The organism is Roseiflexus castenholzii DSM 13941, assembly GCF_000017805.1.
GTDB classification, from domain to species: domain Bacteria; phylum Chloroflexota; class Chloroflexia; order Chloroflexales; family Roseiflexaceae; genus Roseiflexus; species Roseiflexus castenholzii.
Genome location: NC_009767.1, coordinates 5,270,663 through 5,283,518, shown reverse-complemented (window position 1 = coordinate 5,283,518; position 12,856 = coordinate 5,270,663). Strand labels below are relative to the sequence as shown.

Here is a 12,856-nt window from a genome sequence, read left to right as displayed (position 1 = left end):
TGCTCGCCTGCCGGATTCTTTTGTTTGAGAATGTTCTCCATACTCACGTTCTGAGCGACCGGCGCATGCTTCGATCCAACAGGTATGTTGCCATTCTGTCCCATCGGCATGGTGATACCACTCCGTGCAGGTTAAATGCGCGCTGAGTTTTCCCCGTAGCGATGACGCCCGCCGTATAATACCATGTGATTGATATACGCATAAGAGACGTATCGTCCGATGAACATTCTACGACAATTATTCCGTCTGCGACTGCCGATCTGGTTAGTGACGCCGTTGCTGGCGTTTGTGCTGACGCTGGGAATCGGCGGCGGCTATCTGCTGGCGTTGCGTGTGACTACTCCCTGCCCGCTCCAGGCGCAAGAGTGCGCCGCGTTGACGAATTTCTGGCGTGTGTGGCAACTGGCGCGCGACCATTTTGTTGACCCGGCTGCGATTGATCCGCAGCGCATGAGCGACGGTGCGATCAATGGCATGCTCGATAGCCTGGGAGACCAGGGTCACACGCGCTACCTGAATGCAGACGAAGCCCGACGGGAGCGTGAGGCGCTTTCCGGCAGATTCGAGGGCATTGGCGCCTATATCGACGTGCGCGACGGGCAGCCGCGAATTGTCGCTCCTATCGAGGGATCGCCAGCCGAACGCGCCGGGTTGCGCCCCGACGACCTGATTCTGCGCGTCGATGGATACGATGTGCGGGGGGTGACCGTGGAAGAACTGCGCAACCGGGTGCGTGGTCCAAAGGGGACGCAGGTGGTATTGACCATTCAGCGCGCCGGTGTGGCAGCGCCGTTCGACGTGACGATTACGCGCGAGGAGGTGAATGTTCCCAGTGTCACCTGGCGCATGCTGCCCGACCGTATTGCGCTGATCAAGATCAATCGTTTCGCCGAGCGCACCGGAGCGGAGTTGCAACAGGCGCTGCTGGAGGTTCGGGCGCAGAAGGCGCAGGCGATCATTCTCGATCTGCGCAACAACCCCGGTGGTCTGGTGACGCAACTGGTCGCTGCGGCCAGTCAGTTTATGCCAGAAGGGAGCACGGTGCTCATCGAACAGGACCGTGACGGCGCCCAACGGCCATACACAACCACCGAAGGCGGACTGGCGCTCGATATTCCGCTGGTTGTGCTGGTGAACAACAACAGCGCCAGCGCCGCCGAGATCCTGGCAGGCGCGTTGCAAGAGAACGGACGCGCGCGCGTGATCGGGCAGGCGACGTTTGGCACGGCAACGGTTCTGCGTCCGTTTGATCTGGAAGGCGGCGCACAGGTGCGTCTGGGCGCCTCACAGTGGCTGACGCCGAAGGGCAGGGTGGTGCGCGGTGTGGGCATTCAGCCCGATGAATTGATCGCGCTGGCGCCAGGGGTTGCGCCACTCACCCCGACTGAAGCGGCAACTCTCACCCCGGAGGAATTGCAGCGCAGTCAGGATATTCAGTTGTTGCGCGGGCTTGAAGTAGTGCGCGAGGCGCTGGCGCAAAAAACGTCGTAACGTTCCGTTCTTTTGGTTCGGTATCGCATCGGAAACGAGATAAGAGGAGCATTCGTGTGTTTTGTATCCAACTCCGTGCAGTCTGCCTGCTGCTGGCGCTGCTCCTGATGATGAGCGCTTGCGCCGGGTCGCCCGCCACCGTCCCCACAACCATAGCGCCGACCGTTGCACCCGCAGCCGCACCAACCGCCGCGACACCGCCGACTGCCGCACCTGCGCCGACGGCGCCGCCTGCTGCCACAGAGATGCCGACGTCGGCAAATGCCGTCCTTCCCGCGCCGCTCTACGTTCTTGATACCGGGCAGATTGTGCGTATCGAGCGTGACGGTGTCACACGCAAACAGATCACGAATGAGGCGCCGCCTGCGCCGGATGCGCTGGCAATCGTCCAGTTCGATGTGTCGCCGGTGGATGGAACGCTGGTGTACCTTGTTCAGGGAATCGGTACGCCGCCTGTACTGGTGCGCACCGACGCCGACGGCGGCAATCGTGCGACGCTGCTTGATAGCATGCCCGTCGCTGCGCCCGTGATTGCGCCGAATGGCGCGACGATGGCGTTGCGCGTTTTCGAGGATTATGAACGTCCAGGCACGTACACGCCAGGTCTCTATCTGATGCCGGTCGCTGGCGGCGAGCCACGCCTGATCCTGGCGGATAAACCGGCGACCGATCCCTCTATCGAAGGAGGCGATGGGCGTGGCTTCGAGGCGGTTGCGTGGTCGCCGGATGGCACGAAACTGCTGGTGCACGCCTTCTCGCTCTCCGTCGAACTCTGTGAACTGGCGATCGTCGATGTGGCAAGCGGCGGCATCGTCTATCTGGCGGCGCCTGAGCCGAATCTGGTTGCAGCCTGCACCGCCGCTGCATGGACGCTCGATAGCAAGGCGGTCTACTTCAGCGTCGCCAATCCGGGGAAGGGGTTCAACGAGCCGGGCATCTGGCGCGGCGATGCGATGAGTGGTGCAGCGACCTCTGTGCCTATCGAACCGTCAGATGCCCTGCTGCATATGCCGTTTTTCGCCATCGACCGGTTGTATGCGTTTGTGTCGTCGGCGCCTGGCGAGAACCCGGTCTCCTCACCTGCCGCCGATCCGGCGGAACTGATGGCGCTCTCATATACCATGAGCAGCGTGCCGTTGACCGGCGGGGCATTCGCAGCGTTACGCAGCGATGCCCATCAACTATACCAGGCGTTGTGGGCATCGGACGGCTCAGGCGCCGTCATCTTTGAGAGCAGCGATCCGTCCGCAGTTCGCCTGCTCTGGCTGCCCACCGATGGCTCGCCCGGCGTTGAGTTGTACAAGGGAACAGACCTGTACTCCGTGCGTTGGGGCAAGCGTAGCCAGAAGCATTAGAGTGCCTGACGTTGTTCCAGCGCATAAGCGATACCCTGCTGCAAACTGTGGAGCGCAATCATCTCGTGCATTTCCGCGCCGATATGCACGAGCGTCTGCGCGATTTCGGCGCTGATCCCGCTGAGCACGACGCGCGCGCCGAGCATGCGCGCCGCCTGCGCCGCGCGGACGAGCGCCCCGGCGACCTGCGTATCAACGACACGAACGCCGGTAATGTCGAGGATGGCAATATCGGCGCTGTGTGCGGCGATGCCTTCCAGGAGCGTTTCCATGATCTGCTGGGCGCGTCGGCTGTCGATAGAGCCGATGATCGGCATAACGACCACCCCCTCGGCGATTGGCATCAGTGGCGTGCTCAGTTCGCGCAATGCCGCCTGTTGCGCTTCGATGATCTGTTGTTGCATAGCGCGTTCGCGGATGGCTTCCTCGGCGCGCCGCCGCATCGTGATGTTGGTAAATGCAACCATGCCATAGACGATTCGTCCCTCAACATCACGGATCGGCGCGCCGTGGATTTCGATGAGCACTCGACCATCGGGGCGTTCGATCTCCATATCATCGACGGATGATGCTTCACCGTGCAGCGCGCGTACCAGCGGCATGCGCTCGGTAGGATAGGGTTGATCGGTTCCGGCGACGAAGGCGCGGTAGATTTCGGCAAGCTGATCGGTCGTGGCTTCCGGCATGATGCCCTTGCCCAGCAACTCAATGGCGCTGCGATTGGCATAGAAGGGGCGTCCATCAGGTTCGACGACGAAGACGCCGACCGGCAGCGCATCAAGGAAGCGCAACAAACGCTGCTCGCTTTCGCGCAGCGTGGCTTCGACCCGCTTGCTTTCACTGATGTCGCGCAGAACAGTCGAGAAGTGTGTCACCTCGCCCGATGCATTCTTGTGCGCGATAATGACCTGCGCTACCGGAATCTCTCGCCCTTGCGCGTCGAACACGGCGGTTTCGCCGCTCCAGCGCCCTTCGCGCGCTGCGTGGGGCAGGGCTTCGTTGAGGATCAGATCCGCAGCCCAGTCGGGATGGAATTGTGGAATACGATGGTCGCTTCGTGGCGTATCGTCCGGTGTACCGAACAACTGCCGCCCCGCTTGATTTGTGTACACAACCCGCCCTTCTGCATCAGCAGTGCTGATAACGTCCGGCGTGTTTTCGATAATTGCGCGCAGGCGTTCGATTGCTTCATCGTCCTGCCGTCGTTGCTCCAATATCATTTCGAGTTCGGCAACGCGCCGGCGCAGGCGTTCGATTTCAGCGGTTGGTTCCTCGATAGATGACATACAGAATACTCCTGATCTGATGTTGGTCTCCGCTCCGCCAGAACGGCGCGGCTCAATGCAGCCAGTGTAAACGGTTTTTGGAAAAATGCAACGCGCGTCGGCGCACAGTTCAGGTTATCTATGGGAATGTTGCGGCTGTTCGCGTGTTGCACGCCATCTATGGCGCGCCGGCAGCGCTGCGGACATCGAGCGCAAACAGACGGATGCTGATCGGCGCGCCAGCGCGCGCCGGGTCAGGATCAGCGGGCGCCTGCAAGGTCAGCACATGGTCGCCGGGCGGAAGCAGCACGTAGATTGCGCGCGCTGGCGCGCGCCCGGAAGGAACGGTGACTGTTCCCAGCGCCATATTGTTGAGCGTGTACCAGAGTGGTCGCGTCTCATAGTACGCCTCCATCCAGAAAGTCAGGCGCACCAACGCCGCGCCGACGAGGGGATTGAACAGCCGCACTTCGGCGCGCTCGCCCATCCAGCGCCAGCGAACGCCGGTTGCCGGTTCGCGTTCAAGCGGTTGCCACCCGTCGCCCAGAAACGCCACCGGCACGACCCGCCAGGCTTGCGGTACAGCGTAAACTTCCAGCGTCTCATCAACGAAGACTGGCGTCTCGATCCCCAACTCAGCGAGGAGCGGGCGGAGGCGCGCAAAATACTCGTCTTTATTGCTTTGCAAGTCCATGGTGATGTAGCGAATGCGGTACGCCGCCAGCGCTCGCCGGGCAGATTCGGGCCATCCAGGCGATACGACGTCCTGTCTTTCGACTTCACCAAACTGTATCTCACGGACACCAGGGGTATACTTCGGAAATACGTATGCAGGCGGACGGGCGACATACCCGCCGATGATGGGCCATCCATGACCTATCTGTGCCGTCAGGTTCTCGCTACGGTTGACGTTAAGATAGAGCGGCAACGCTATGATTGCTCCGTCGGGAGGCGGCAATGTGGCGTAGAATGGATGGATGCGGCGCGCGACGATGGTGTGGGTCCCGGCGTATCCGTCAATACCAGCAACCGGTACGATCAATGCAAGCGCCATACTCCACATATGGATTGGCGAGGGGTGTTGTATGAGATGTTGTTGCAACACGGTAAAGCCGTATGCCGCAAGGATCGAGAGGCTCAGACTGACCATTACCATCATATGGTTCGGTCGCTGCCCTGAGCGAATGACGGGCATATCCTGGATGAGAGTATACGGCAGTGGAAGACCGGTGTGCCAGCCTGCGATCTTCAACTCCGGTCCAAGGGCGACAATGAAGCATGCCAGCGCCAGCAGCGACCAGCGCCACGTGGCACGCCACGCAGTAGTAGCGCCCAACAGTCCGAGTCCGAGCGCGATCCACCCCAGCGACACATTCCAGATCACCGCGTTGGGATAGATCTGGTTACGCCAGGCGCGCACCGCCGGACCCCACACAGGATGGACCGGATTGGGCAGAAATGCATCTATTAAATCGGCAGAGCGCTCACGCTGTATCGAGCGCATATCCCACAGCATCTCGTCCGCTCCGGTTGTCACCAGACTATACAACGCCGGTGCAATCGCCATCACCAAAATGACTAAGGGGGCTACTCCCCACATCGCCTGCTGTAAGCCGCGCTGCAACTGATGCATGCGCTCTGCATTGCGGGTGGCGCCGTATGCCCAGATACCGGCAGCGCACGCCGTGAAGAGCACGGCGAATAGCCCGTAATACCAGCTGCCCAGGCTGACCCAGACGAGCAGAGCGCCAGCCGCCAGCGCCCGACGCCATGATGGACGGTCGAGCAGCGCCAAGAGGGCATAGGCATAGCACGGAAGCCAGTGAATGGCAGCCACTTCCAGGTTGCCATCAATCACCTTTTCCATGTGATAGGGCGAACAGATAAAGGTGGCGCCCGCCACCAGCGCTGCCGCTGCATTGCCGGTCACGCGCCGCGCTAGCAGAAAGGTTGCATATCCGCCAACGGTAAAACTGGTGAGCACAATCCAGTTGACCGCAGCGACCGGTCCCAGCGTAAGCGTCACCGGCAGCGCCAGCACTCCCTGGCTGAACCCAAGCGGCTGCCAAAAGAGGTCGACGCCATCGGGGTAGAAGAGGAGCGGCGAAAAGAAAGGGTTGCGCAGCGAGGTCAGCGCCTGCGCCGTCCACCATAGACTCCAGGCGTTTTGATAAGCATCGACGCCGTCAACAGCGCCGATGACGCCATTTGTCAGGTTTAGCAGTAAGGGCCACGTCAGGAGAATGCCAAGCAGGGTATAGAGCGCCAGGGCAATTAGGTGTGGGAATACAGCAACTCTTGGTGTGTGTTGCGTAATGGAAGCCATAGTAAGCCTGCAAGGGTCTGAGTGCTACAGAAGCGTTGCATAGTCACGGTTCTTCACGACGCTTGCGCAGCGCCAGCATAACGTAGAGTGGATCGGAGCGATCAAATCGTTCTTCGAGCGGGTGGATCAGCCACGCCAGCAACAGATCTTTCAACACAATCCGCCGCCAGAACCTGGTCAGGCGCGTCTCGTGGTACCGTCCGTTAAGGATGCTGCGCCCAAATGCGCGACGTTCAACGACCTCGGCATTCGCCGGCTCAATATAGGTCTGGCGGATGTCATCGTCGGTATAGAAACGGAAAAACGATCCGGGTTTCCCTTCCTGAACGAAGGCGTTGCGCGCCACCTGTTTGAACGGGCGAATTCCGGCGAAGAACGAGGTCCGCTCGCTGCCCGTAAACGGCAGCGTCAGCGCGACGATGCCGCCCGGCGCCAACACCCGCCCGATCTCACGCCCCACAGCCGCATCATCGGGAATGTGCTCGAGCGACGAAATGGCGCTGATGGACGGTACCGAACCGCTGCGAAACGGTAGTCGGGTCGCATCGGCGACGATTGGCAGCAACTCGCCGTCGCCGGGGCGCGCCGTCGCGCGGCGCTTGTCGCGTTGCCAGCGCACACGGCGATGTTCAATCTCGACGATCACGACATTCACGCCTTCTTTCGCCAGCATGTGCGGGAATGACGAGGTGCCGGAACCGATGTCCACCACCGTGTCGCCCCGCGCAATGCCGAGCGCGCGGGTTGCCCAGGGGTATTCGATCAGTCGCCAGAGGCTGAAATCATTGACTGTTTCCCACAGAATGCGCAGACCATTGAGCGCAACTTCGTATAGCACGCAGCGCCACGCCGGAAGCGAGACCGGTTTGGGGCGCGCCGGCGCCTGCTCGACTGTAGTTTCGGCAGTGACCATACCAGCCATTCCTTTCATAGAGCGCTCCAGTATAGCATACCTTGATTGCTAGTCCATGTTCGTACAGGCCAAGGCAATGATCGCGGCCAGCACTTTCAACTCGAAGCCAGTATTCGTGCGTGCGTACAGGCGTTCCATGCCCATTTTTTCACACTGACGGTTGACGGTTTCAATCGTATGCCGATAGTCACCCAACTCGATGGCATCCACAAACCAGGCATGTGGCTGCATCTTTTCCCGTCGTACTGGGATGCGCCGTACGCCCGTGTCTGCCAGCATGCTGGTCTCATCCGCGGCGCTGGTATCGGCTTTATCACCGAACAAGCGCGCGCCGGGCGGCAACACCACGGCCAATTCGTGCACGGGCGTCACATCATGGAATGCTGCCGGCAGCAACTGAAAGCTGACGGGTATACCGCTTGGCGTGCACATCAGATGCAAGCGCCAGCCGAAGAACTTCTCTTTCTTCGCAGCGCACTCGCCACAGGAGGCACGTCCGCAGACCTTGCGACAGCGCCGCGCCCGCACGCGTCGACAGACGGGCAGTGGCAGGCTCTCGATCACAAACACCTCGCCACGCCGCAGGATGGCACCCAACGTCGTGGCAATGAAGCTCAGCCAGTCTGCCAGCTTGTGCAGCCGACGGTTGAAGCGCGTGACATCAATGGGTCCCGACAGGGAGCGGGTTTGGCGCACGATGCACACGGCGCGCTCGTGATGATTCTGAAAGTCCTTGGCCGCAACGACCGCGATCAGGATGACCTCCGAATCAGGAACCTGGGCGCGCACATCACGGTGATGGCCCAGGCGCTCCATCAGTGTGTCGATCAGCACGAAAGCAGCTATAATCCAGTTGGCGTCCATCGGTCGCTCCTTGGCTATCATCTGGGTCTGGCAACCGCGATTGTGCCAAGCCTGCCGATGGGCGTCAACGAGCAATCAAGGTATGCATATGATGATACAATCATGGCAACCGCGCAGGCAGCGTCGCCAACCTGTGTCTGCCGTGAGGAATCGACGATGGCCAGATTTGAGCTTTCCTTCACTCCAACGTTCTATTACGAATCGCTCGACCTGCCGCGCCACGTGAGCAAGACCATCACCAGAAAGTTGGAAACCATCGCCGACGATCCCTATTCAGCGCGCGGCGATGCGAAGAAACTCAAAGGGTACGACAATGTCTACCGCGTGCGGGTTGGCGACTATCGCATCTGCTATTGCATCGGCAAAGGGTGGGTCAAACTGCTGAGCGTGCGCAAGCGTGATGAGCGCACATATGAAGATGACCTGCCTGATATTGCTCCGCCGGCATTGCCGCCTGATCCTGTCACGCTGACCCCCAGGGCGCATGGCGCTGTCGAGGAGCAGTTTGTGCTCAGCAAACCGCCGATGGATGCTGCACTGTTATCCAGCGCGCTGCCGCCGAGTCGTCCGCTCCCATTTCCAATAACGGAAGATATGCTGGAACGCTGGCGGATACCCGCACAGTACCGCACTATCACGCTCACCGCGCGCACCGAGGACGATCTGCTCAATCTGCCGATCCCTGAACGTCACCTCACGCTCCTGCTCGACAATCTGTTCCCCCGATCGCTCGATGCGATTGCTGCACAGCCCGAATTCGTGCTTTCAACGCCAGTCGATATCGAACGATTTGCAGAAGAGGACCTGACCGGCTTTCTGCTGCGCCTCACGCCCGATCAGGAACGATTGGTGAACCAGGATCGCCGCGGACCTATCCTCGTCCGTGGCGGACCGGGAACCGGCAAATCCACGCTGGCGCTCTACCGTGTGCAGCGCTTGCTCGAACAGGGCGTCACGTCGGTGCTCTTCACCACCTACACGAATGCGCTGGTTGCCTATTCGGAGCAACTGCTGACAAGACTGCTGGGCGCATCACCCGACACTCGGGGGGTCAAAGTGACGACGGTAGATAGCCTGGCATTTCACTACTTCGCCAGGGGGTGGGGATCGCCCAGGCTTGCTACCGAAGGGCAGGCGACCGCGCTGCTCATGGATGCGCTCGCCAATGCCGATATTCCTGCCGCCGACGCCCATGAGCGTCGCGCAGCGCTGGAACGACTCGGCGCCGAATATCTGCTCCAGGAATTTCTGCACGTCATCGAAGCGCGAAATATCAACAGCCTGGAAGAATACCTCGCCGTCGAGCGCCACGGACGGCGAATGCCGCTCAAACCGGCGCTCCGTGAGGCGCTCTGGGCAATCTATGTATCCTGGCGCGACCTGATGCGCGTCAAAGGGTTGGTGTTGAACGAACAGGTGCGACGCGGCGCAATGGAGTTCGCCGCCACGCTGTCGCCCAAGCCCTATCAGGCGCTGGTGATCGACGAAGCGCAGGACCTGTCGCCGGCGGCGCTGCGCTTTTTGTTGAACCTGGTGGAAACGCCGGAGCATGTATACCTGACGGCTGACGCATCACAGTCGATCTACCAGTGCGGTTTTAGCTGGAAGCAGGTACACCGGACGCTCGCCATGGCCGGTCGAACGATCCTGTTGAAACAAAATTTCCGCAACACCGCACAAATCCTGGCAGCCTGCGCCGGCATTCTGGCAGGCAGCAGCGCCGGCGAGGAAGAGAGCGTCCGGCAAATTCCATCAGCGCATCACGGCGATCCGCCACTCCTCCGACTGGTGAACAACGACTCGGATGAATCTGAAGCGATCCGTGATTTCTTCCTCGAAGCGGCGCGGCGTTACCGCCTGCCCACTCATAGCGGCGCCGTGCTGTGCACCAGCAGGCGCGCAGGGGAGGACATCGCCCTCCGCCTGACGCGGTTGGGCATGCCCGCCGCATTTCAGTCGAGCAAAGATGTTGACATCACGACGCCGAAGGTCAAGGTGCTGACGCTCCATTCCGCCAAAGGGCTGGAGTTCCCATTCGTGGCAGTCGTGGGGCTGGACGAAGGACGGTTCCCACGCATCAGCGCAGACCTGCCAGTCGAAGAAGCGCAAATGCAGGAGGACGAGCAACGACGTCTCTTCTTTGTTGGCTGCTCACGCGCCATGCGCGCGCTCCTCGTCTGCGGATCGCAGGCAACGCCGTCACCATTTCTGACGCCACTGCAACCGCCGGTTTGGCGGAGGGAGGTTTGATCGTGATGGTGATTGCTGAAAACGATGCGGCAGAAGGCTGAGGATAAACAAAGCGTCAGGACGTGGCAAACACCCTTTGTTCCTGAAAAGTGCCACACTTGAGAATCATCTCCCTCGCCAATACCCCCTCCAGCGTCCCGACGGCGCCGGGGAGCAGCGGGATGGCGCCGGCGCCGCCGGGGTAGCGTTCAGCAACGCCTGTGCCGGGATAGAGGATGAACGCGGCAGCAACAGCGGGAGCGCCGGCAACGCCGATGGCGCCGGCATACGCATACGCCTCTGCCAGAGCGTCAGCGGGAACGCCGCGCCCATCGGCATCGAGGCGATATTTGGCGTCCAGCACAATGACTCCTGGCGGATGATCGGGCCGAACCATTTCGATGGCAATGTCGGGGATGCGCGTGTGGCAATCGAGTGAGACGAGCGTTTCATCATTGCGACTACCCGGCGCCGGACGATACCACGGCTGGTAGCGCAGTCGCAGCGTCCAACCACTCCACGTGGCAACCAACAGTGGCTCATCACGCCGAAAATTGAAGGACCAGGCATCGGCATCGTCCGAAGGAGGAAGCAGCAGCGAGCAGGAATGCGCCTCGATGCCCAGGTTCAGCAGCGCCTGAACGACCTGCAACACACACCAGCGTTCGTACAGGAGTGGAAGATCAACAACCGGCAGATCGAACGGCGCACCGGGATCGACAACCACCCCCTGATGCAGCGCCCGCCACATCCGATACACCTGACGGTACGCGGGATCACGCCGGATCAACGGCGTGACCGCCGGGGCATGGCGCAGCGCCGTCACTTGCTCGAAGAATGGCGCACCCAGCAGACCGGCGATCCGTTGGGCGCACTGATCGCAGCGCGCGGCAATGGCGCGGGCGCGCGCGGCGCGGGAGGAAGCCGGTGCAGCGGCATCGAGACGGGCGACTTCGCGCTGCGCCCGATCTGCGCACCGCCGCGCGCGCCCGCGTAGAAGTTCCAGGGTACGTTTCAGCAGACGATGTTCCGCCGTGTCATGCGTGTCGCGGCTGAGATCCTGCACAATGGTGCGCGGCAACGCGCCGCCTTCCGGTCGCAGCAGCCGCTGCACCTGCGGCGCCGCATCCGACGGCGCCGCTTCCACGTCGCCCTGCACCGCGCGTTGCACTGCTGCCACCGATAGTTCGCGCGCCTGTCCAAGCGGCACATGCTCTTCCTCACGCCGCAGAAGACTGCGGGGATGCGCCAGAATGCGCCGGACCGTCTGCTCGAACGGCTCGAATGACGAACCAAACAATACCGTTGCGTCGTCGAACCACAGACGCGGCAGGTCACTGCGCCCCGCCAGGCGCGCATCGCGGGCAGCGCCTGCCAGGGATCGCACCAGTGGAGGAGCGACGCGCTCGACATCCTCAAGGATCGCCACATATCGTTCGCTGTCGATTTTGCGTGGTGCTACCGATAGTCGCCATTGCCATTCGCCAAACGCCTCGCCGTTGATGTGTACCGTCAGACGCAGCGTGTGCGTGCCTACGCTGGCGCCAGGATTCCATACCCAGCGCCAGCGCGCATCACCAGGGCGGAGGAATGGCGTCAGCGCCATCCCATCGACGGTCAACACAAGCGCCGCTTCCCCCGGCGGAAGGCAGACGAATTCGACCGGCTGCTGCTCGGTCACGACCGGCAGAGCGCTATCTTCAGCCAGCGACAGTTCAATGTCCAGCGAGAAGGTCATGGACCAGGCCACCCCTCATCGAGCCAGCGCCGCAACACATCACGCGCAGCGCGCGCAGCATTCGCGCGATGGCTGATCTGATTCTTGCGCTCCGGCGGAAGCTCCGCCAGTGTCGCATCTTCGTCGAGAACGTAAAAGATCGGATCGTACCCGAAACCGTAGTGACCTTTCGGCTCGAACTCGATCACACCGGGGAGGACCCCCTCGACAAACTCGATCGGACCGCCGGGCAGCGCCAGGGCAATGACGCAGACGAAGCGCGCCAAACGCGCGTGGAAAGGCACATGTTCGAGTTTACGCAGCAAGAAGGCGTTGCGTTCGGCATCGGTCGCTTCAGGACCGGCATAACGCGCCGAGCGGACGCCGGGTTCGCCGCCGAGCGCCGCCACTTCCAGCCCAGAGTCGTCGGCAAGGGTCGGCAACCCGCTGCGTTGCGCGTAGTATTCCGCCTTAATGCGCGCATTCTCGGCAAAGGTTGCGCCCGTCTCTTCGACATCATCCTGAATGCCAAGGTCCGCCAGTGTGCAGAGATCAAGCGGCAGATCAGCGAAGATCGCTGCATACTCCCGCAATTTGCCGGGATTGGTTGTGGCTATCAGCAAACGAGGCATAGCAATTCCTGCTTCCGGTTGTTCTGCTGGCAGAGTAGCCGCAAGCCGCCGATATGTCAAGCGT

9 protein-coding genes are annotated in these 12,856 nt (G+C 61.4%); 3 read left to right on the top strand and 6 right to left on the bottom strand.

What is annotated here, in order from left to right; translation table 11 throughout:
- The first annotated feature begins 219 nt into the window (after positions 1 to 219).
- Positions 220 to 1,491: a S41 family peptidase gene (locus RCAS_RS21120; protein WP_012122522.1), complete on the top strand. Its 1,272-nt coding sequence runs from the start codon at positions 220 to 222 to the stop codon at positions 1,489 to 1,491.
- Positions 1,492 to 1,547: 56 nt separating this feature from the next.
- Complete coding sequence (locus RCAS_RS21115) at positions 1,548 to 2,846, top strand: TolB family protein (protein ID WP_012122521.1); 1,299 nt, start codon at positions 1,548 to 1,550, stop codon at positions 2,844 to 2,846.
- On the opposite strand, the gene RCAS_RS21110 is transcribed toward RCAS_RS21115, so the two are convergent.
- The 4 genes from RCAS_RS21110 to RCAS_RS21095 all read right to left on the bottom strand — a co-directional run bounded on the left by RCAS_RS21110 (position 2,843) and on the right by RCAS_RS21095 (position 8,214).
- On the bottom strand, positions 2,843 to 4,132 hold the full coding sequence (locus RCAS_RS21110; RefSeq protein WP_012122520.1) for a PAS domain S-box protein: 1,290 nt from the start codon (positions 4,130 to 4,132) through the stop codon (positions 2,843 to 2,845). The two genes, RCAS_RS21115 and RCAS_RS21110, sit on opposite strands and share 4 nt — an antisense overlap.
- A 157-nt stretch (positions 4,133 to 4,289) precedes the next feature.
- Positions 4,290 to 6,437, bottom strand: coding sequence for a hypothetical protein (locus tag RCAS_RS21105; protein ID WP_012122519.1), 2,148 nt, complete (start codon positions 6,435 to 6,437; stop codon positions 4,290 to 4,292).
- Positions 6,438 to 6,480: 43 nt separating this feature from the next.
- Positions 6,481 to 7,350 carry a class I SAM-dependent methyltransferase gene (locus RCAS_RS21100; RefSeq protein ID WP_041331221.1) on the bottom strand — a complete coding sequence of 290 codons (870 nt, stop codon included), beginning with the start codon at positions 7,348 to 7,350 and terminating at the stop codon, positions 6,481 to 6,483.
- Between the two features lie 48 nt (positions 7,351 to 7,398).
- Positions 7,399 to 8,214: an IS982 family transposase gene (locus tag RCAS_RS21095; protein ID WP_041331219.1), complete on the bottom strand. Its 816-nt coding sequence runs from the start codon at positions 8,212 to 8,214 to the stop codon at positions 7,399 to 7,401.
- Between the two features lie 156 nt (positions 8,215 to 8,370).
- Here RCAS_RS21095 and RCAS_RS21090 point away from each other — a divergent pair, with 156 nt between their 5' ends.
- On the top strand, positions 8,371 to 10,464 hold the full coding sequence (locus tag RCAS_RS21090; protein WP_012122516.1) for a 3'-5' exonuclease: 2,094 nt from the start codon (positions 8,371 to 8,373) through the stop codon (positions 10,462 to 10,464).
- 55 nt (positions 10,465 to 10,519) lie between these two features.
- On the opposite strand, the gene RCAS_RS21085 is transcribed toward RCAS_RS21090, so the two are convergent.
- Positions 10,520 to 12,181, bottom strand: a complete 1,662-nt coding sequence (locus tag RCAS_RS21085) for a DUF2357 domain-containing protein (protein WP_012122515.1) — start codon at positions 12,179 to 12,181, stop codon at positions 10,520 to 10,522.
- Complete coding sequence (locus tag RCAS_RS21080) at positions 12,178 to 12,792, bottom strand: XTP/dITP diphosphatase (protein WP_012122514.1); 615 nt, start codon at positions 12,790 to 12,792, stop codon at positions 12,178 to 12,180. The genes RCAS_RS21085 and RCAS_RS21080 overlap by 4 nt, the downstream gene beginning before the upstream one ends.
- Positions 12,793 to 12,856 lie beyond the last annotated feature (64 nt).